Annotated in this window: 16 protein-coding genes; 5 read left to right on the top strand and 11 right to left on the bottom strand. The window is 52.2% G+C overall.

Features of this window, described 5'->3' with window-relative positions; genetic code table 11:
* Positions 1–181: 181 nt before the first annotated feature.
* A complete protein-coding gene (locus tag ACAN54_RS16095) occupies positions 182–1,459 on the top strand; it encodes a BaiN/RdsA family NAD(P)/FAD-dependent oxidoreductase (RefSeq protein WP_379157024.1) in 1,278 nt (425 codons plus the stop codon).
* A gap of 121 nt (positions 1,460–1,580) precedes the next feature.
* Here the strand turns inward: ACAN54_RS16095 and ACAN54_RS16090 are convergent, their stop codons facing one another.
* The 4 genes from ACAN54_RS16090 to mobA all read right to left on the bottom strand — a co-directional run bounded on the left by ACAN54_RS16090 (position 1,581) and on the right by mobA (position 5,824).
* Entirely contained in the window at positions 1,581–2,627 is a 1,047-nt protein-coding gene (locus ACAN54_RS16090) for a sensor histidine kinase (protein ID WP_379157021.1), read from the bottom strand.
* A complete protein-coding gene (locus ACAN54_RS16085) occupies positions 2,624–3,304 on the bottom strand; it encodes a response regulator transcription factor (protein ID WP_379157018.1) in 681 nt (226 codons plus the stop codon). Before ACAN54_RS16085 ends, ACAN54_RS16090 begins: the two co-directional genes overlap by 4 nt.
* Positions 3,234–5,099, bottom strand: a complete 1,866-nt coding sequence (locus ACAN54_RS16080) for an ABC transporter ATP-binding protein (RefSeq protein WP_379157015.1) — start codon at positions 5,097–5,099, stop codon at positions 3,234–3,236. The genes ACAN54_RS16085 and ACAN54_RS16080 overlap by 71 nt, the downstream gene beginning before the upstream one ends.
* Before the next feature lie 104 nt (positions 5,100–5,203).
* Positions 5,204–5,824: a molybdenum cofactor guanylyltransferase gene (gene mobA, locus ACAN54_RS16075; protein ID WP_379157012.1), complete on the bottom strand. Its 621-nt coding sequence runs from the start codon at positions 5,822–5,824 to the stop codon at positions 5,204–5,206.
* A 248-nt stretch (positions 5,825–6,072) separates the two neighbouring features.
* On the opposite strand from mobA, the gene ACAN54_RS16070 reads away from it, so the two are divergent.
* Positions 6,073–7,293 carry an MFS transporter gene (locus tag ACAN54_RS16070; protein WP_379157009.1) on the top strand — a complete coding sequence of 407 codons (1,221 nt, stop codon included), beginning with the start codon at positions 6,073–6,075 and terminating at the stop codon, positions 7,291–7,293.
* A gap of 159 nt (positions 7,294–7,452) precedes the next feature.
* Here ACAN54_RS16070 and ACAN54_RS16065 read toward each other — a convergent pair whose 3' ends face one another.
* The gene (locus tag ACAN54_RS16065; protein ID WP_379157006.1) at positions 7,453–9,153 is read right to left on the bottom strand and encodes a glutamine--tRNA ligase/YqeY domain fusion protein; all 1,701 of its coding nucleotides are present in this window, start codon (positions 9,151–9,153) and stop codon (positions 7,453–7,455) included.
* A gap of 228 nt (positions 9,154–9,381) precedes the next feature.
* On the opposite strand from ACAN54_RS16065, the gene ACAN54_RS16060 reads away from it, so the two are divergent.
* Together ACAN54_RS16060 and ACAN54_RS16055 are read left to right on the top strand one after the other, a co-directional pair.
* Positions 9,382–9,627, top strand: coding sequence for a DUF2164 domain-containing protein (locus ACAN54_RS16060; protein WP_379157003.1), 246 nt, complete (start codon positions 9,382–9,384; stop codon positions 9,625–9,627).
* Positions 9,628–9,654: 27 nt separating this feature from the next.
* On the top strand, positions 9,655–10,203 hold the full coding sequence (locus ACAN54_RS16055; protein WP_379157000.1) for a GNAT family N-acetyltransferase: 549 nt from the start codon (positions 9,655–9,657) through the stop codon (positions 10,201–10,203).
* A 123-nt stretch (positions 10,204–10,326) separates the two neighbouring features.
* Here the strand turns inward: ACAN54_RS16055 and ACAN54_RS16050 are convergent, their stop codons facing one another.
* The 5 genes from ACAN54_RS16050 to ACAN54_RS16030 all read right to left on the bottom strand — a co-directional run bounded on the left by ACAN54_RS16050 (position 10,327) and on the right by ACAN54_RS16030 (position 16,107).
* Entirely contained in the window at positions 10,327–10,971 is a 645-nt protein-coding gene (locus tag ACAN54_RS16050) for an MOSC domain-containing protein (RefSeq protein ID WP_379156997.1), read from the bottom strand.
* Complete coding sequence (locus tag ACAN54_RS16045) at positions 10,952–11,482, bottom strand: GNAT family N-acetyltransferase (RefSeq protein WP_379156994.1); 531 nt, start codon at positions 11,480–11,482, stop codon at positions 10,952–10,954. Before ACAN54_RS16045 ends, ACAN54_RS16050 begins: the two co-directional genes overlap by 20 nt.
* Before the next feature lie 77 nt (positions 11,483–11,559).
* Positions 11,560–12,771 (bottom strand): MFS transporter, encoded by a 1,212-nt coding sequence (locus ACAN54_RS16040; RefSeq protein WP_379156991.1) that lies wholly within the window; start codon positions 12,769–12,771, stop codon positions 11,560–11,562.
* A gap of 128 nt (positions 12,772–12,899) precedes the next feature.
* Complete coding sequence (locus ACAN54_RS16035; RefSeq protein WP_379156988.1) at positions 12,900–14,996, bottom strand: molybdopterin-containing oxidoreductase family protein; 2,097 nt, start codon at positions 14,994–14,996, stop codon at positions 12,900–12,902.
* Between the two features lie 283 nt (positions 14,997–15,279).
* Entirely contained in the window at positions 15,280–16,107 is an 828-nt protein-coding gene (locus ACAN54_RS16030) for a formate/nitrite transporter family protein (RefSeq protein ID WP_379156985.1), read from the bottom strand.
* 288 nt (positions 16,108–16,395) lie between these two features.
* Between ACAN54_RS16030 and ACAN54_RS16025 the strand changes: the two genes are divergently transcribed.
* Entirely contained in the window at positions 16,396–18,885 is a 2,490-nt protein-coding gene (locus ACAN54_RS16025; RefSeq protein ID WP_379156982.1) for an S-layer homology domain-containing protein, read from the top strand.
* 78 nt (positions 18,886–18,963) lie between these two features.
* On the opposite strand, the gene ACAN54_RS16020 is transcribed toward ACAN54_RS16025, so the two are convergent.
* Positions 18,964–20,328, bottom strand: coding sequence for an FAD-dependent oxidoreductase (locus tag ACAN54_RS16020; protein ID WP_379156979.1), 1,365 nt, complete (start codon positions 20,326–20,328; stop codon positions 18,964–18,966).
* Between the last annotated feature and the right edge of the window lie 159 nt (positions 20,329–20,487).

Here is a 20,487-nt window from a genome sequence, read left to right as displayed (position 1 = left end):
GTGCAATCTGTATTAAGAATAGAGGGTGAATGTAAAGTGATGTCGAATTTTGTTGAACACTTTTGTAATCTCAAATCCCGTAAAGATTCACCGGCTCTCAGCACCTCCGGCCTTTTTCGAACTTTCGCTGCAGCGTTTTATGCTATGATGTAAAAAAACAACAGGAAAAGGAAGATGAACCTTGGATTATGAAGTAATTGTCGTCGGCGGGGGGTCGGCGGGACTGATGGCAGCCGCGGCCGCGGCCGAACACGGCGCGCGGGTACTGCTCCTCGAAAAAGGTGACAAACTCGGCCGCAAACTCGGCATTTCGGGGGGCGGACGCTGCAACGTGACCAACAACAAGGAGTATGATGAGCTGATCAAATGGATTCCCGGCAACGGCCGGTTTCTGTATAGCGCGCTGTCACAGTTCGGCAGCCGCGAGATTATCGATTTATTCGAGGGACTCGGTATCCGGCTGAAAGAAGAAGATAACGGGAGAATGTTTCCGGTCAGCGACAAAGCGAAGACTGTGGTCGACACGCTGGTCCGGCGGGTGCGTTCGCTCGGCGTGGAGATCCGCCTGAATACACCGGTAACACGCATACTGTACGAAGATAACCTTTGGACGGCCGGTATACAGCTGCCCTTCGGCGATACGATCAGCGCACCCTGCGTTATCGTAGCCGTCGGCGGCAAATCCGTGCCCAAGACCGGCTCGACCGGGGATGGCTACGGATGGGCGGAACAGGCGGGGCATGTGGTGACGAAGCTTTATCCGACCGAAGTTCCGCTGACCTCCGGCGCGGCCTTTATTCAGAGCAAGGAGCTGCAGGGGCTGTCGCTGCGCGAGATTGAGATGACGGTCTGGAGCGGCAAAGGCAAGAGGCTGGTAACGCATACCGGCGATATGCTGTTCACGCACTTCGGCCTGTCCGGCCCGGCGGCGCTGCGCTGCAGCCAGTACGTGGTCAAAGAACTCGATAAACAGGCCGGCGGTACAGTGCGGGTCACGATCGACCTGATGCCGGACCGCAGTGCGAGCGAGGTGTACCGGGAAACAATGCATCTGACGGCAGCAGACCCGAAGAAGGCGATCAAGAACGTGCTCAAGAGCTTGCTGCCGGAAAAGCTGATCCCGTTGTTACTTGTCCGGGCCGGGCTCGATGAAATGCTGACGCACGACAATATTCCGAAGGCCGGATGGACCGAATTGTCGGAGCTGATCAAGGCGTTTCCGGTTCCGGTAAACGGCACGCTATCGATCGAAGAAGCGTTCGTGACGGGCGGCGGCGTCAGTCTAAAAGAGATCAATCCGCGGACGATGGAATCCCTGATGAAGAAGCGCCTATATTTCTGCGGCGAAATTCTGGACATCCACGGTTACACCGGAGGCTACAATATTACGGCGGCGTTCTCGACCGGCCATGCGGCGGGAACAAGTGCCGCAGAGCAGGCACTGGCGCTGCGGGAGTAGACGGCAGTCAGCCCCGGCGGGTGCGCGGCGCTTCGCTGATTACGTATCGCGAACAGGTCTGCGATCCGCTGAAGATCAAGGACGCACCGGCTCTCCGGCGCTGCGCATGAACGGCAGATTACTATGACTGCATAGGCAAAACCACTACACAAGCCGTCCCCTCCCCGGGACGGCTTGTAATGGTTATGGTGCCACCGTGAAGATCCACGATTTTTTGAACCAGAGACAAACCTAGTCCGCTCCCGCCTCCGCTGGTGCTTCTGGCTTGATCCACCTTATAGAAACGCTCGAAGATGCGCGGCAGCTCCTCTTCGGCAATGCCGATGCCAGTGTCCCGAATCTCTACCTCTACCCGGTCCTCCAGTGCCTTCAGCCGGACAGTGATCAATCCGCCCTGTGGGGTGAATTTGATGCTGTTGTGCAGCAGGTTGGTCCATACCTGGCTCAGAAGATCTTTGACCGTTTCTACAGTGGCTTCCTCCAGCTCTGCCTCGACTTCGATGTCCTTACCCAGCCACTGCGGCTCACAGGCCAGAATCATCTCCTGGAGCTGCTTATCCAGCCGGTAGGCCTTGCGCTCGAACGGAAAGCTCTCCGCTTCGAGTACCGACAGCTTCAACAGATTGTCACTGAGTCCGGAGAGGCGGCTGCCTTCGGCTTCAATAATGTCAAGATAATGTGCCTTGCTCTCTGCACTCAGTTCTTCATCCCTCAGAGCCCGGGCGAAACCGCGGATAGAGGTGAGCGGGGACTGGATCTCATGAGAGACATTCGAGATGAAGTCCTGTCGCATCGTTTCCATCCGGTTCAGTTCGCTGGCCATTTCGTTGATGCCCTCGATAATGCTGCCAAACTGGCCATACTCCCTACTGTTCAGCTCCACATGAAAATCCCCTTTAGCGATTTGTCGGATCGCCGCAAGAATCGGCATAAAAAAAGCCCTTTCCCGTCCCTTCGTGGCAAATGCCACCAATCCCATCAGACCGAACATAATAAGCATCTGCAGGCCCATGATCAGCAGTTGATAGGTGTATGCGGACAACTCCCAGCCGAATTGATGCAGAATCAGTCCCGCCCCGAAATAACCTCCATTCCAGGTGACAAACAGCAGCGACAATAATCCAAGGATCTTTAAAATAATCCTGCAAACTTCCCAAAACCTGCTCATTTGACTTCACTCTCCAGGCGGTAGCCCAGACCACGGACCGTACGGATGGCAAAACCATAATCCTCCTTGGGAAAACGGTCACGTAAGCGGCCCACATGCACATCCAGCGTACGCTCATTTCCATCAAAGTCATAACCCCAGATTTCCTCAATCAGCCGGTCACGCGTCAGTGTCTGCCCCGGATAACTGGCCAGCTTGAACAACAGCTCAAACTCCTTCAGCGGCAGTGTAAAGCTCCCCTGATCCGCGGTTACCTCGTACGTTTTGCGGTTCATGCGCAAAGCGCCGACATTGACGCTCTGCGCGGCAGAAATCTGATATCGTTTGAGCAGCGCCTTAACCCGGGCAATCAGTACCGGAGGCTCGAACGGCTTGACCAGATAATCGTCGGTCCCCAGTTCGAAGCCTTTGACGATCTGCGAGGTTTCCCCTTTGGCCGTCAGCATTAGGATTGGGAATTCATAGCTTCTCCTAAGCTGCCGGCACAGTTCCCAGCCATCCATATTCGGCATCATGACATCAATAACCGCCAGATCCACACTGTTATCCTCAAGGACCTGCAGCGCCTCCATTCCATCAGAAGCACCGTACACCTCTTCCATACCTTCAGCCCTCAAGAAGACTTCCACCAATTCGCGGATGTGCGGATCGTCGTCCACTACCAGAATTTTGGCCATATTCTGCTGAGCCCTCCTCTTCTCCGCCGCCTGGAAGCTCCGGCGTATTCAGCTGCAGCTGCTGGTCGGCGAATTCCCGGTACAGCTCATGCTCTCTAAGCAGCTCCTCATGTGTTCCCCTGCCGGTAATCCGGCCCTTTTCCATAAAAATAATCTGATCTGCATTCACCACAGTGGCCAGCCGGTGGGCAATGACAATCGTCGTCCGCCCCTTCATCAGGTTGGACAAAGCTTTCTGCACCACCGCCTCCGACTGGCTGTCGAGACTGGAGGTAGCTTCGTCGAGCATCAGAATCTTAGGATCGCGCAGCAGCGCCCGGGCAATAGCAATCCGCTGGCGCTGACCTCCGGACAGCTTCACCCCGCGTTCTCCAACATCCGTATCATAACCCTGCGGCAGCTCGCTGATGAAGCCGTCGGCATAGGCCATTGCTGCCGCACGGCGCAGCTCATCCGCGCCAACCTCCCGGTTCAGGCCGTAAGCAAGATTGTCTGCGATTGTGCCTGAGAGCAGTGGACTTTCTTGAGACACATAGCCGATCAGTTTACGCCAGGAACGAAGGGAGAAGGTGGATACCGGCTTCGCTCCCAGCTTAATCACTCCGCTCTGCGGTTCATAGAACCGTTCCAATAGCGAGAAGAGAGTAGTTTTGCCACCACCGCTGGGTCCGACAATCGCCGTCACCTGTCCCGGCAGCATGGAGAAGCTCACTCCGCTGAGCACAGGTTCACCTGTTTGGTAGCCAAAGCTTAATTCATCGATCACGATAGGTTCTTCTGCACCCTTAGCTTCCTCTACCCCCTCATAAATCTCCTCATCAGCCTCCAGAGTCTCAATAATCCGTTCAGAGGCGCCTTTGGCTTTTTGAATCTGGGTGAAGAACTGGGTCAATTGGGTTAGCGGCATCACAATCTGAATCAAATACAGAATGAAGGCGACCAGTTCCCCTGCGGTCAGGACACCTGAAGACACCTGCATTCCGCCGTAACCGATAATCACTACCAGCAGCATCATGAATACGAAGGAGACGAGCGGGCTGATCATGGCACTGATTTTGCCCTCGCGGATCCCGAAGGACAGCAGGTTCATGATTCCGGTACGTCCCGCTTCATATTCTTTTTGTTCCGCTCCTGAGGATTTCACCAGCCGGATCTCTGACAACACAACGCTCAGTGTAGCGGTAAAGGAGGCTGTTTCGTCCTGGGTTCCCTTGGATATTTTGTACATCTGCCGTCCCAGCGGAACCAGAATCAGCGCGGACAACGGGAGTACTGTGAACAACACCAGTGTCATTTGCCAGTTCAGATAGAGCAGTACGACGATCGAGCCGACAATGGAGATCACCCCGGTGAACAGACTCGCCAAATGCTCCGAAATCAGCGACTTAATGATCCCGGTGTCGTTCGTCATCCGGCTGACACTTTCTCCGGTACGGTTATCGTTATAGTAGGCTACCGGAAGCACAAGAAACTTGCGCCACAGCCGATCCCGCAAGCCTGCCACCGTCTTCTGTCCGGCATAGTTCAGCAAGTAGATCGACACGCCTCCGGCAATCGTCTGGGCAATAAAAGCTCCCGCAATACCGGCAATCTGCAGCTTACTGATAGAAGCCAGTGAGAACCCGTCGACCAGGTTCTTGGTGAACATGGGAATCACAAGACCCACCAGAGTCGATATCATACTAAGTGCAACAGCAAGAATAAGCATTCCGTAGGAAGGCTTAGTACCCTGTAAAAGCTTCAAAAAAGATTTCAAGGACGCTCCCTTTTTCTTGTCAGGCCGATTATTATTCATAGAAATTCCCCTTTCCAGCGGATCCATGTCCAGGGACATCTGTAGTTTCTTCCGCCTTAATCATCACATTATCTCAGCTGTGTAAACTGAAGTTAAACCGCTGATTACTGTGCAGAGGAATCATCTGCTGGAAGCAATGCCAGCTCGAGGGCCGCTGCATAGTCCTCCGGTGTGTTCATGTTATAGAGCGGGGACGGTCTGAACGTATAGTCTTCTTCTTGAATATAGAGAACCTTCAGGTTATCCAGACATTCCATGACTTTGAGCCTCTGCTGGCTCAGTGCTTCTTCAAGAACCGGCAGTGCCCGCTTATGGAAAAGTCCCAGCAGCGGCTGCGCACGCCCGGATACGGAGACTGGAACCACTGCGTCTATCTGTTCTGTTTGGATAGATTCCATCATAACCCGCATAAATTTCGCTGAGGCAAACGGCAGATCACAGGCAGCCACCACATTCCATTCCGTAGACGAGCAGCTTAGTGCCGCATGAAGCCCAGCCAGCGGGCCGCAGCCCGGATACAAGTCCGTGACCTGGGGCAGCTGTAAGTAACGGTATTCCTCCCGTTCCTGCTCCCCGCAGGCAATGAGCGTGTTCCCGGCCACCTTGGACAGCTCCTCTGCGAGACGGGCAAGAATCGGCTTGCCTCCAAGCTCCAGCAGCGCCTTATCACGACCCATCCGTCTGGAATATCCCCCCGACAGCAAAATCCCCGTGAACTGAGGCATCTTTTTCCCCTCCCGGCTTACATATTAATTGCTTTCAGAAGTCATCGTATCAAACTTTACCGCGGGAGAACAGGAGACTTGCAGACTTCAAATGATTTCTCAGGCAGTGTCTTATTCCCGGCGGTAAGGAAATGTCTTCAAATGTTGGTTTGTATCCCTTTTCAACAAATGTTACAGTGGTAGAAGCAGCGTGTTGCAGGCTGTTATAAATACGTGCAAGGCATTTGGCAGGAAGGGAGTGCCCAATTTTGCGGGAGAACCTTGATAAGAAACTTTCCTTCACTTCATTGAAGTGGTTCAACTTCTTCTTGTATGGAACAGTCGTCCTCTTTACCAGCTTCTTTCCACTGTACCTTCAGGAGGTGGGGATGAACAAGCTGGAGATCGGGAGCTTAATGTCTGTCGGGGCGCTTGTCTCCATTATTGCTAATCCCTTCTGGGGTATCTGGACAGACCGGTATCAGAATATCCGCCGGATTGTGCTGCTGATGCTGACAGGGACGCTGGTGTTATCCCAGGTTGTGTTTCAGGCAAATACATATGAAATGATCTATGTCTCCATCCTGTTCTTTTATTTCTTCCAGGGTCCGCTGTTTGCTGAGAGCAACACGATGATTCTGAGCTATATTGACGGCACGAAGCACCGCTTCAGCTCTTTCCGGCTGTGGGGATCACTGGGGTGGGCGTTCACAGCCATTCTGGCCGGACCAGTGATCGATTGGGGGGGCGTATCCGTACTGTCCTATCTTTTCGCGGCGCTGCTCTGTGCAGCTATGATCTCTCTGATCGTCCTGCCGAGGCTCGATCATTCCATCGGCATTGCGCCGCTGCCATTTAAAGGGTTCCGCCAGATCTTTTATCATCCGTTTTTTCTGAGCTTCATCTTCTTCGGGATTCTGGTCTCGATTCCGAATACGATGAACAACACTTTCGTGTCTCTGTATATCACGGAGCTTGGAGGAAGCAAAACCATGATCGGGCTGGCCGTGTTCCTCTCCTCGATTCTGGAGGTGGCTGTTCTGCTGCTGTGCGACCGTTACCTCAAACGCAGCATTCCTGTACTGCTCGGCTGGCTCGCCCTGGTCAGCGCCCTGTTTGTCATTCGCTGGTGGCTGATGGCCGATGCGACTACACCGCTGCAAGTAGCTTTTATACAAATTCTGCATTGCGTTACGTTCGGCGGATTCTTCTATGTTGGCACCCGGCTGACCATGCTGCTGGTTCCGAAGCCTTATCGTTCCTCGGGACAAGCGCTGTATACCCTGACCTGGAGCGGCCTCTCTGGCATTATGGGCGGCATTCTCGGCGGCTGGATGTACCAGTATCTTGGTGCACAGAGCATGTATCAGACAGGCGTCTTTCTTACGCTGATCGGAACCCTGGGATTCGGCGCCATGTGGCTGCTTGTCAGCCGCGGCGGCTATCACCCTCACGGCAGGCATCCGGAAGAAGATCTGGAGGATATTTGAACCGGAGCTTTGATACACAAGACTTAGGTCCATTAAAAACAGAAAAGCAGCGGTCTTCCCGTCCAATGACTGGAAGATCGCTGCTTTATTTATTGGGGGGCTGCCTCTGTCTATAATGACTTCGGGCAGCCCTCTTGCGGCATTTCAGGGGATTCAGCCTTATTTGGCCGGCTGGAACGAGCTTTTAAGGGATACGATTAGATTAAATACCAGATGATCCGGTGAAGAATATTTGCTGTCCACATTGAAGTAACCATGACGGAAGAACTGGAACTTGTCCTGTGCAACGCTGTCCTTCAGCCCCGGCTCCACAAAACCATGGAGGATCTCCATAGATTTGGGGTTCAACTGATCCAGGAAGGTTGGTTCCGGTTTGTCCGCAGATGACTCCATACCTTCAACTTCAGCCTCCGGGTCGGCCTCCTCAGCGGAAATCAGCGGCTCATACAGGCGGAATTCTGCCGGTACAGCCTGGCTGGCATCCACCCAGTGCAGCGTTCCCTTAACTTTCCGGCCGGTGAAGCCGCTGCCGCTCTTGGTTTCAGGGTCGTACGTACAATGCAGTTCGACAACTTCACCGTTCTCATCCTTAATGAAATCCGTGCATTTGATGAAATAGGCATTCTTTAGGCGTACTTCATTGCCGGGGAACAGACGGAAATACTTGTTCGGCGGGTTCTCCATGAAGTCATCACGCTCAATGTAGATCTCACGGGAGAATGGAATCTGGCGGGTGCCCATGGCTTCATTCTCCACATTGTTCTCAATTTCGAACCATTCTGTCTGGTCTTCCGGATAGTTGGTGATAACTACCTTCAGCGGCCGCAGCACCGACATGGTCCGGGGAACCGTCAGCTTGAGATCCTCACGGATGAAATGCTCCAGCATCTGAAGGTCCACCAGGCCCTGGCTCTTGGAAATCCCCGTCTCATGCACAAAACTCCGAATTGCTTCCGGCGTATATCCACGGCGGCGGAGCCCGGAGATCGTCGGCATGCGCGGATCGTCCCAGCCGTCAACATGGCCTTCATCCACCAGCAGCTTCAGCTTGCGCTTGCTCGTGACTGTCTGGGCGAGATTGAGGCGCCCGAATTCATATTGATGCGGAGAAGCGGGCATCTCGCACTCGGCTACCACCCAATCATAGAACGGCCGTTGGTCCTCGAATTCCAGGGAGCAGAGGGAATGCGTCACATGCTCAATAGCATCCTCGAGCGGGTGCGCAAAGGTATACATCGGATAGATACACCATGTATCGCCCGTATTATGGTGATGGGTATGGGAAATCCGGTAGATGACCGGATCGCGCAGGTTGATGTTCGGTGAGGACATGTCGATTTTGGCACGCAGTACCTTTTCGCCATCCTTGAATTCACCTGCCCGCATACGGCGGAACAGATCCAGGTTCTCCTGGGTGCTGCGCTCCCGGTACGGGCTGTTCACTCCCGGTTCGGTCAGCGTACCGCGATGCTCACGGATTTGATCGGCGGTAAGGTCGTCCACGTAAGCTTTGCCTTTTTGAATCAGCAGCTCCGCTCTTTCGTACATTTCCCCGAAGTAATCCGAAGCAAAACGCAGCTCTTCCCATTCATAGCCGAGCCACTTCACATCTTCCTGAATGGAGTTCACGTATTCCGTATCTTCTTTGAGAGGATTGGTATCATCGAATCTCAGATGGGTCTTGCCGCCGAATTCATCAGCCAGGGTGAAGTTAATCCAGATTGCTTTGGCATGCCCGATATGTAAATATCCGTTCGGCTCCGGCGGAAAGCGGGTGACCACTTCCTTCACTTTTCCCGAGCTCAGATCTTCGGTAATGACATTCTTGATGAAATTGGAGGGTGTTCCACGGTTCTCCACAGTTATCAACCTTTCATTCTGTAATATTACTACTTCCTTGTATGAACATGTTTCCTACTAATATACCCGTTAACCGGGGAATGTTCAATAAAAGTCAAGAAGAAACGGCTGGGAGGTCCAGCCGCAGAGAACCAGCGGTTCAGGGCACTTTGACTTATTTCCCGGCTATGGAGTAGCATGGGGATTATAGGTATATGTATCTTATCACTGTTCGAGGAGGACTAATCCATGAAGCCAATTAAGCTGCCTAAAGAGCAGCGGGAGATCATTACAGAGAATATCCAGGCCTACTTTAAGGCGGAGCGCGGCGAGAACATCGGCCATCTGGCGGCGGACAGCCTGCTGGAATTCTTCCTTCAGGAGCTGGGACCGGCCATTTACAACGGGGCGCTGGGAGACTGCCGCACCCTGGTAGAACAGCGGATGCAATCGCTGGAGGATGACATTTACGCATTGGAATGGAAGAAACGCTAATCCTTGTGCCACAGAGGGGGCAGCTTCATGTTTAATTATGTCATTGATGAAGAGCTTATCCTGAAGTTGCTCTTGCCTGAGCATGCACGCCATATGTTTGCACAGGTAGAACGTTCGCGTACCCGGCTCAGACAATGGTTGCCTTGGGTAGACGGTGTGACAGAGCAGGCTCATTTGGAGACTTTTATCAAGAATTCCGTAAGACAGGGCAGCGAAAATGGCGGTTTCTCCGCCGGACTATGGGTCCGGGGTGAGCTGGCCGGGATCATCGGGTACCATGAGATTGACTGGCACAACCGCTCGGTCGGCATCGGCTACTGGCTCGGCGAAGGGTATGAAGGCAAAGGCTACATGACCAGCGCCTGCCGGGTCTTCGTGGATTACGCCCTGCTAGAAATGGATCTGAACCGCGTCGAAATCCGCTGCGCCACCGGCAACAGGTCAAGCCGGGCCATACCTGAGCGGCTGGGCTTTATATTCGAGGGCGTCATCCGCCAGGCCGAAAAGCTCCCGGGCGGCTATGTGAACCACGCTGTCTATGGCCTGCTGCGCAGTGAGTGGAAGCTGCTGGGATGAAAGATCTGAGCCATACAAATCCCCGGAGGACTTACTCCACCGGGGATTTAGCCTGACTATACACTTAATAGCCGCAATGAATCTGACCAGATGAAGTGTACAAAATACACTTAGCATCATTCGTTACTTTTCCTCCGCATCCAGCCAGCCCTGGAACTTCGCCCGCGTCACAGCAGACAGGGTTTTCAGCCGGGCAAGCTCCGTCAGGCCAGTCTTGTCCTTGCGTCCATGCTCCATCAGATAGAGCACCTGCTTGATAGGATAGCTACCCTCGCCGGTTTCTTTCTTGATGATTTTGTCGCCTGCGGCCACCGCACCCTCGCGCAGTACGCGGAAATAGAAGCCGCTGTATCCGGTATGCAGCACATGGGCCGGCATATCGGCCGGTCCATGTTTTTGCGCCAGCTTATAGCACGGAAAACGCGGCTGGCTAACCTGCAGCAGAGCTGAACCTATCTCGTACACATCCCCGATGCAGACTTCGGTCTCCAGCAGGCCGCTGGCTGTGATATTTTCACCAAAGGCCGAATACTCCAGATTCTTGCCAAGCCACCTCTCCCAATAGGCATAATGCTCAACGGGATACACGCACACTGCTTTGTCGGGGCCGCCGTGATTCACAAGATCCGCTTGTCCGTCTCCGTCGAACCCCTCAGAATGAAGCTGCACCCTGCCTGCTGCAGGCAGTTTATAAATCCCTGTTTCCAGCGGCTTGCCCCGGTAATCCACCGTCTTCGGCTTGCCTACATTAAGCGAGATGACTTCCATTCCTATTCCCTCCGATCAGTATGCAGCTCATAAAGACCTCATCCACATAACGTCCGCCGAGATAGAACTCTTCATGCAGCCGGCCTTCTTCCACAAACCCGCATTTGCGGTAGAATGCAAGCGCAGGCTCATTGCAAGACAGCACACGCAGACGCAATTTGCGGATTCCATTCTCCGCTGCGTGACTTTTGATCGCCTGTATCAGCTGGCTCCCAACACCCTGTCTCTGAAACCGGGGGTGAACGGCAATATTGACCTCACATACATGACGGTTGCTCTCCATGCCACTGGGGCAGCCAAAGCCGACATAACCGCACAATTCATCATCCTGCAGAGCTACCAGCTGCGAACCGGGCGGAGCATGCATCAGATAATCCTCGCGCGAGCGCCACATTAACGGTCCGGGTGTTGTGTCCTCGGTCCAGATCATATTATCAAGAACAATCAGCTCCCGGGCATCCTTGAATTCCGAGGGCCGGATCGTTAAAGCATCCCTGTTCAGTTGTTGCATCGCTTTACACTCCTTGCCTTACTCTAATCACCCGGAAATGGGCTACCCTATTCCTGTACGGATTCCCACTTGAGGAATTATGCTGTATTCCGTTCAAGTGTACGGGACATGCGGTTGATGTATGCATGGAATCCGAAGAACCCTACAGACAGAACAGCCATCCCGCAAGCCAGCCACCCCGTCGGTGCAAGCCCTCCGCTGTCAAACTGGACGCCCAGCAGATAAGGCCCGATCACTCTGCCGACCGCGCCAATTCCGCCACTGAGTCCCAGATAGAATGGGGCACTATGGCCGGAATGATCTGAAATGAACGAAGGCATCGCGGGAGAGATCAGCATCTCTCCAAGTGTGGCCAGCACCATCGCCAGCAGCAGGCCCGGGTAGCTTGGCATAAGCAGGATTACCGCATAGCCGGCCAGATAGAACACTGCGCTTGTTGTCATCTGTGCCGTAGAGGTTGCCGCGAACCAGCGTTTGATCAGGCTGACTAGCGGCTGGGCGGCAAAGATCAGAATTCCGTTCAGCGTCCACAGGAAGCCGTAGGTCTGCTTCGGCCAGCCTTCCGAGATAATGAACGGGGATACGCCGGCATTCCAGATCGAATTCCCGATCAGCAGAAACATTGAACCTATTGCCATGAACAGGTAAATCCGCGTGTGGCCCATGAGCCTCCAGCCGGATTGTTCTGTCTGTGATTGTCTTCTGAGATGCTGTTCATCAGGTGCTGCTGTTCCCACTCTGCGTAAATAAAAAAAGAAAAATACGGCAAACACCGCCGAGGTCACTCCGTTCAGCACGAAACTAAGCATATAGTTGCCCAGAAATCCGCTAAGTGACGTTCCGATGGCTACTCCTATATTATTGCAAACATAGATGATGTTAAACAGCTCCGAACGCTGCTCGGCAAAGCGGAATCCGACGAAGGCCTGGATTGCCGGCAGAGACAGGGAGTTGAACAATCCGAATAATCCCATCAAGATGATGAACAGATGCCAGTTGCTGCTTGCCGCAGGAATGGAGAATAAGGACAAGGCAGTCAGGGCAAGAGCCCCCACAATCAGGCGGTTAACACCGACTTTATGATAGAGTGAGCCACCCAGAAGCTGGCCGGCAATCCCGCCGAGCGCCTGAACAAGCAGCACGATACCGGCATCCTTCATGCTTCGGCCCAGCTCATCAAATACATACATGGTCACAAGCGGCCACATGAGCGCGCTGCCGGTTGCGTTGATCAAGCTGGCAATAAGAAATACTTTAACTTCCTTAGGATAACCTTGCAAAAATTTCATATTTTGTCTTTCATCCCCTGTAAACCTCATGTCATTAATTCATCCAGTATCATCCCAAAACAGGGTCAAGAGCAAGCATATGAACTAACGCTTTATCGCGTCACCCGGGCAAAACAATTTTACTCAAATTAAACAGATTCCTCTGCGGACTGCACTTCTTCTCTTCGCTTCACTTCAACGGTTGCTGAGAAAAAAGTGGCCCCATTGCCCATATCGCTCAGCCGGTCCGGTGTCAGTACGTTAACCCTCTGTCTGCGCCTTTTACCTTCCCACCAAAGCCCCTGGCTGATTACAGTGCCCGGAAGCATTTTGTCCGTTACCATTGCCCACAGCTCAATACTGCCCCGGCCGTTATACACGGTCAGTTCGTCACCGTCGGCAATGCCTCTTGCCACTGCATCTGCAGGATGAATCTGCAGCGTAGGCCGCTTCTCCATGCACTGGTGCTTCTCCACATTGGAGAAGGTGGAGTTCAGGAAATTATGGTTCGGCGGTGACACGAACATCAGAGGATACGCTGTCCCCGGCTGCGGCAGCCGTTGACCGTCATAGCCTTCCTTCAGCGGCATGTATGTTGGCAACGGAGGGAGCCCGGCAAGCTCCATAGCTTTGGAATAGAGCTCGATTTTGCCGGATGGTGTAGGTAGATGTTCCAAATAATCCGCCTGTGGAGACATATCCAGCTTCACGAACCGTTCCGCCTGAAGCCGCTCCAGCGTGACTCCGTTCATATACGGGTTGCGCGGATGATCGAGCGCCTGACGGATCATATCATATTCAGAATCGCTAAATGCCGCTGCATCAAAGCCCATCGCCCGTCCAAGCAGCGAGAACACTTCCATATTGCTTTTGCATTCACCCGGTGCATCCAGCACAGGCTCCTGGAGCTGCATATAGTGATGCCAGTATGAACCGTACAGATCCACATTCTCAAGTGTGGAGGTTGCAGGCAATATGATATCGGCATAAAGAGCTGTGTCAGTCATAAACAGATCATGTACGACTGTGAACAAATCCTCGCGGGCAAATCCCTTGCGTACTCGCTCCGCATCGGGAGCCACTACCACAGGATTGCAGCAGTAGACGAACATGCCCATGACTGGTTGCTCTTTCATCTCCAGCGCTTCGCCGATCCGGTTCATATTGATCGTGCGTGTCCCGCGGTTCGGACGCAGATCGGGACGCGTCAGCGCACGGGCGTTCGTTGCGGTGTAGCCCCCGTTCGACTTGATCGCTCCGCCCCCGGTCTTCAGCCAAGCACCTGTAAGGGCCGGCAGACAAGCAATCGTGCGCACATTCATACCGCCGTTATCATGGTGCTGCAGGCCATTGCCGATGTGGATATGCGATACCTTGGCTTCGCCGTACAGCCTGGCCAGCTTCTCGATATCTGCCGCCGCAATGCCAGTAATCTCTGCTACCCGCTCAGGCGGATAGGCAAGCACATGTTCTCGCAGCTCATGATGCCCGGTTGTATAGCGCTCCAAAAATGCTTCATCCGTCATCCCGTCCCTGAACAGGATATGCATCATCCCCAGGGCAAGGGCTGTATCCGTCCCGGGATACAGAGGCAGGAACCAGTCTGCCCACTGCGCCGTACGGTTGCGGTGCACATCGATTACAACCACCTTCGCCCCCCGCTTGCGCGCCTGTTCGGCATAGACGACCTGATGCATATTGGTACTTACAATATTGCCGCCCCAGACAATGATCAGATCCGCATGGACCGTATCCTCCGGACTCGTCCCGCCATTGAATCCCATCGTATATTTCCAGCCGGCCGTACCCGCTGCACTACAAATCCCCTGCTCCAGACGGCTTGCGCCCAGCGCATTAAAAAACCTCCGGTCCATCCCGTCCACGCTAAGCACCCCCATATTGCCATAAAAGCTGTACGGAAGAATGCTCTCCGGCCCATGAGAGGCCGACAATTCCTTGAAACGGCCGGCTATTTCGCCGATGGCCTCATCCCAGCTGATCGGTGTGAAAGAGCCGCTTCCTTTCGGCCCAGTACGACGCAGTGGCTGCAGCAGACGTTCGGGATGATGCACCCGCTCAGCCATATGCCGCACCTTGTTGCAGATCGCCCCTTTGGTCACCGGATGCTCGGGGTTGCCTTCCACTTTAATAATTTTGCCATTCTGCTTATGCACTAGCAGTCCGCATGTGTCAGGGCAATCCAGCGGACATACCGCCGGAAAAACCCCATCTCCGCTGTAACTCATGGGCGTAAGTCCTCCCTTATCGCTTGAATATGTATATTCTATAACCGCACTTCTTCCACGTAAAGAAAATAGGGAAAAACCAGCTGATTCGTTCCAATTGTGCCAGGGTAATAGAGCATATGAAACACTCCCTATGAATTCGCCGTGAGCCCGATTTCGTTCCCCCGAGTCGGAATTGCACGGCGAATTTTATATTGTCTGCATTTCAAAAAAAAAAGCACTCCCTCATAGATTGCAGGGAGTGTCTGTATAACCGTCCCGGCCCATGGGGTCCGGGAGTATTTTATGCGTGCTTCTTCACACCGGCAGCAGAAATGCCTTCTACGGATTGAACAGCTGCTGGCGCCTTACGCAAGTAAGCCATCCAGTAGGCCAAAGCGACGAAAATCGCACCACCTGTAAGGTTGCCTAACCAGACCGGGGCAAAATTGCCGAAATACTGGGACCAGGTGAAGTGACCTTCAAATATGGCAGCAGGAATAAGGAACATGTTAGCTACAACGTGCTGGAAGCCGATTGCCACAAACGCCATGGTCGGAAACCAGATCCCGAGGATTTTACCGCTGAAATTATCTGCTCCGTAAGAGAGCCATACCGCCAGCGCAACGAGCCAGTTACAACCGATACCTGATACAAAAGCCTGCAAGAAAGTGGCGTCAATCTTGTGTCCTGCCATATCTACCAGTTTATCCAGATACACACCATCTGCAGTGAGGCCGACAATGTGACCAAAGAAATAAGCGACGAACAAGGCACCAGCGAAATTGCTGATCGTAATCAGCACCAGATTCTTGAACATTTCCCATAACGAAATCTTCTTCGCCATAAAGGCCAGCGGCACCGCCATCATATTCCCGGTAAGCAGTTCCCCTCCGGCCAGCAGCACCAGGATTAGACCTACCGGGAACACGGAAGCTCCGATAAAAGTGGCAATAGAACCCCATTCCTTCGGTGCGCCTGCGATAACGCGAATATCCAGCAAAAATCCGAGCGCAATGAACGCTCCCCCCAAGAAGCCAAGAATAAGTACGGAACTGAGCGGATTATGTGCTTTCTTGATCCCGTTCTCTACCGTGACTTCGGCAATCCCCTGCGGTTTGTTATAAGCCATGATTCCTATCCCCTTCTAATTACTTAAAATTTGTTCCTTTATGCCATTGTAGCGTGTCAACAATCACATTTACGTGATGAATATCACTCTTGCAAAGACTAAGTGAAAGTTTTCACTGACATGTCAAATTTATAAGGACACCATTCTGATTCTCCTATGGAATCTTAAAAAACATATTTTTCTGTTCATCTTCGGGCAATCTTAATTATCGTTCCAATTGTACCGATATCTCAATTAAGGAGGTGATGCGCTGTTCTCAGAATAACTGAAAAAGACGCATACATAAGAATGAACAACTTGCGGCGTCTCATCTTGGCTCTGCTATGCCTGATCCTGCTCGGAGCTGTAGTATTTCCTCTACCCGCAAGAGCCGGGCACACTCCATTTGTGGATACAGAGCGAAGTTATGCTCATCAAGAAATTGATTACCTGTTCTATAGGGGGATCGTCGAGGGTTACGGAGATTCTATGTTCAGACCATTGAAACCCATTACCCTTGCTGAGATGAGCGCCTTGATGTCCAGGGGATTATCTCTTCCTGTTACTAACGGGGAGTACCCCTTAGCAGCGGAGAACGTACAGAAATGGGCACTCCCTTCCATACGTTCACTCTTATCCGCAGGTATCCTGAAGGACCAGACGATACGCGGAAGTAGTCTTATTACCCGCGAGAGCTTGGCGGTATGGTATGTACGGGCACTCGGACTATATGATCAGGTCCGGCAAACGGGTCATATGCCAACCTTTAAAGATGCATCTTCTATTTCGGAAGAGGCTCGGACAAGCGTCTGGGCGGCCCAAGAACTCCACCTATTCCAAGGTGATGAACAGCAACGGTTTAATCCGAAGGAATGGGTTGACCGCCAATGCGCCGCCAAAGTAACCACACAGGTGTACCTTTTGCTTAAGGACAGACAGCAGATACAAAATCTGCTTAAGCCTGGAAATGCAATACCGGGAGATCCATCACTGCAATTGCCACAGGAAACCGTAATTCCCAAAGCTACAGTTATGGAAAATAGAGACATTTCCGATCCGCAATATCCAGTTCATTCAGATGCGCCAACACCGGTTCCATCGGCTTCACCTGAATTGCCAACACCAGCTCCGTCTGCTTCACCTGAACCGCCATCACCGGCTCCGTCTGCTTCACCTGAACTGCAAACACCGGCTCCACCAGCGTTTAAAACAGTAGATTCTATACATGTGACTACCGATTCCATTGATGCTTCATTTAATGTATCGGTAGATAGTTGGAAGCTGGCTTATGTGACCGCGGATGTATATGGTACGGAGATCACACCGGATCTTTTGCCGCCAGACCTCAAAGTATCGATTACAGATGACTATTCCATTCTGGCACCTGACGGGACGATAGCAAGATTCTATAACATCCCGGGGCCGGGAACGGTCATCCACGGTCTGATCCGGCTCAGTTCCAACCTTGCTAATTTCAGCACTGCAAGCAACTTCGAGCTTAGGGTAAAACCGGCCGAGTACAACTCCACTTCATATTTCACGGTATCATTGCTGCTGGAAGATACGGGGGCCTCCGCTACAACCATAGCTGAGATGGAGACCATGCGGGATTCACTCGCAACCATTGACCCCAATCTGCGTGTAACCTGGGCAATGGACAGCCGGTTCGTATTCGATGAAACCCAGCGGCCCCAACTGCACAAAGTGCTTGAATATGTGGATCTTTATGGAGATGAGGTTGGGATCGCATCCGGTTATCCCAATAACATTTATAATCTGTCCCAATGGATTACAGAGATGAATTCGTGGCTGTACATGTACAGATATAATGCGCTTAATGCCCTGCATCAGGGTGGTACTAACGGAGATCCGTCAGTATGGCTGAGCATACCTGACAAGTATCGTCCCAAATCACTATCCACCTATGCCATCAATCCCGAGCAGGCTGCATGGCTAAAAGAAAACTTCCAGATTGATGCGTTCATGGGCTGGGCAGCCACACAGTATAACGTGGGACAAATGTCTGCAGACGGATCACCGTTGATGCCTTACTGGTCACACATCGATAATCCGATGGTGCCCGCGCAGGATGTGGCTACAAACAGTGGCAGTATATTTATGAATTCACTTAGCATTGATCCTATCGGCTCCCGCTACACCTCAGGAGCATCTAGATGGACACTGCATCCTGCAGATCCATTTGTAATGGAGATGACGGCAGTGCCCCAGCTGCATCTGGCTTCACAATATCTCAACAATCCTTTTCTTAACCTAAATACGGTCAATTACCTCTCACTGGTGATTGGTACGAATTGGGTGCTCAGAACACCCGGTCTGGATGTAACCTGGCAGGATTTCATCAGCAGATTCCCTAAAGACAATGGCGTAAAAATATTAGGCGTCCATGATCTGGCGGAAATCTACAAAACAAAAAGTGCCAACACGAATGATCAGTCTGAATTCACGCTGATGTTCCGGGGCTCAGGGTACACAACGGCCACTGGAGAGAATTCTCCAGCGGATCTGCAGTATTTATGGACAGAAACTGCAACAGAGCGTATCATTCTTGCCAAAAAAGACAGCGAACCTTCCTGGAGAATCATTGACTTCACGGACTACTTCAGGCTACCCGTCGCAAAACTACCGTATACGACCAATGGGATAGCAGATGATATCAGCTACATTACAGGGAGAAACTACAAATTGAATCCCTCGGCTCCGTTAACCCCACTTGAAATCGAACGGGTGCGAAGCCGGCTGGAAGCCCTGAAGTTCAAGGATGACATCAGCTACCAGTAGCCGGTAAGAGAGGCTAGACAACAAAACGCCCTGTTCAACCTTTTCCAGGTTGAACAGGGCGTTTTTCATTTTCTAAGCTTATACAGTCACTGTTTCTCTAACCGCCACATTCTTCGGCAACGCCTGAAGTCCGGCAGTATTCAAGAAATTCCAAGGTTTGTTGTAGTGCGGCTGGAAGAAGAAATCCATGAAGGCCAGCTGGTCAACGGTCATTTTATTCTGAATGCAGACCGATACGGTATTGATCGATTGCGTCAGATCCATCTTGGACATGATCTGTGCGCCGAGAATGCGGCGGGTCGAGCGGTCATAGACCACTTTTAGCTGCACCTGTTCGACAGTTGGCATGAACTCGGGACGATAGTTGTCAATCAGCAGTACACTCTCGGCATCCATACCTTCCGCTTTGGCTGCGTCTTCTGTCAGTCCGGTTCCGGCAATATTATCTTCATAAATCTTAATTCCCGAGGTTCCCTGTGTACCCATATAAGGGGTGGTCTGCGATACCAGGTTGCGGGCTACCAGCGTTCCCATGCGTACAGCATTGGTTGCGAGCGGAATATAAGCATGTTTGCCGGTTGGATTATAATGAATCGCGCAGCTGTCACCGGCGGCATAAATGTCCGGAAGGCTAGTCTGCATATAGTCATTAACGATAATCGCGCCATTCGGCAGCATATCCACTTTACCCTTTAGCAGCTCGGTATTCGGACGGAAGCCGATACACAGGATAACCAGGTCCGTCTCATGCTCGCCTTTGCTGGTGATCACTTTGGTCACTTTGCCATTCTCACCAACGAACGAACTAACCTTCTCGCCAAGCGCCAGGGTAATTCCGTGTTCCTCCAGCGATTTTTGGATCGGAGTGGTGAATTCTTCGTCCAGATATTTGCTCAGGATACGCTCTTCGCCGTCAATCAGCGTAACCTGCTTACCGTTCATTTGAAAAGCCTCCACCAGCTCGACTCCGATGTACCCGGCACCGACAACAGTAATTCTGTCTACCTGCTGTGCTCTTTCGATGATGGTGTTGGAATGATTGTAGTTCTTGGAGAGGAGAATACCGTCAAGCTCCATGCCTTCCAGCTTGGGAACAATCGGCCATGATCCGGTAGTCATGATCAGCTTGTCGTAGGTGTCATCGAATTCCTGTCCTGTCGCCAGATTACGGGCACGCAGCGTTTTGCGGTCTGTATCAATCTGAATGACTTCGTGACGCATGTTCGTCTTCACACCAAGCTCAGCCAGCTTTTCCGGTGACGAATAGAACAGGCCCTGCGGGTCTTTGATGACTCCCCCCACATAAAGCGCGATTCCGCATGACAGGAAAGAAATATTATCATTGCGTTCATACACGGTAATCTCGGCATCAGGGTAAAGCTGGGCGGTGTTTACGATTGCTGCGGTTCCGGCATGGGTACATCCTACGACTGCTACTTTCATGGTTTGTTCCTCCTCCAAATTGGGTCATTCATTTATTTTTTTGTTTGGATGTGATTTATTTCACTTTGTACACTGATTATATTGTGATTTTTCTCACATTACAAGTCCTTTTGTGATTTTTCTCACATTGTTCACATTTGATGCGGATAAATTCTGCGG

The organism is Paenibacillus diazotrophicus, from assembly GCF_042610465.1.
The sequence above is the reverse complement of the archived record's forward strand: the minus strand, read 5'-3'. Positions and strand labels throughout refer to the sequence as shown.

Coding starts and splice junctions, on each gene's coding strand:
- ACAN54_RS16090 (WP_379157021.1), bottom strand. CDS start 2,627: ATGAGCAGGTTTTGGGAAGTTTGCAGGATTATTTTAAAGATCCTTGGA.
- ACAN54_RS16085 (WP_379157018.1), bottom strand. CDS start 3,304: ATGGCCAAAATTCTGGTAGTGGACGACGATCCGCACATCCGCGAATTG.
- ACAN54_RS16080 (WP_379157015.1), bottom strand. CDS start 5,099: ATGAATAATAATCGGCCTGACAAGAAAAAGGGAGCGTCCTTGAAATCT.
- mobA (WP_379157012.1), bottom strand. CDS start 5,824: ATGCCTCAGTTCACGGGGATTTTGCTGTCGGGGGGATATTCCAGACGG.
- ACAN54_RS16060 (WP_379157003.1), top strand. CDS start 9,382: ATGAAGCCAATTAAGCTGCCTAAAGAGCAGCGGGAGATCATTACAGAG.
- ACAN54_RS16055 (WP_379157000.1), top strand. CDS start 9,655: ATGTTTAATTATGTCATTGATGAAGAGCTTATCCTGAAGTTGCTCTTG.
- ACAN54_RS16050 (WP_379156997.1), bottom strand. CDS start 10,971: ATGGAAGTCATCTCGCTTAATGTAGGCAAGCCGAAGACGGTGGATTAC.
- ACAN54_RS16045 (WP_379156994.1), bottom strand. CDS start 11,482: ATGCAACAACTGAACAGGGATGCTTTAACGATCCGGCCCTCGGAATTC.
- ACAN54_RS16040 (WP_379156991.1), bottom strand. CDS start 12,771: ATGAAATTTTTGCAAGGTTATCCTAAGGAAGTTAAAGTATTTCTTATT.
- ACAN54_RS16035 (WP_379156988.1), bottom strand. CDS start 14,996: ATGAGTTACAGCGGAGATGGGGTTTTTCCGGCGGTATGTCCGCTGGAT.
- ACAN54_RS16030 (WP_379156985.1), bottom strand. CDS start 16,107: ATGGCTTATAACAAACCGCAGGGGATTGCCGAAGTCACGGTAGAGAAC.
- ACAN54_RS16025 (WP_379156982.1), top strand. CDS start 16,396: ATGAACAACTTGCGGCGTCTCATCTTGGCTCTGCTATGCCTGATCCTG.
- ACAN54_RS16020 (WP_379156979.1), bottom strand. CDS start 20,328: ATGAAAGTAGCAGTCGTAGGATGTACCCATGCCGGAACCGCAGCAATC.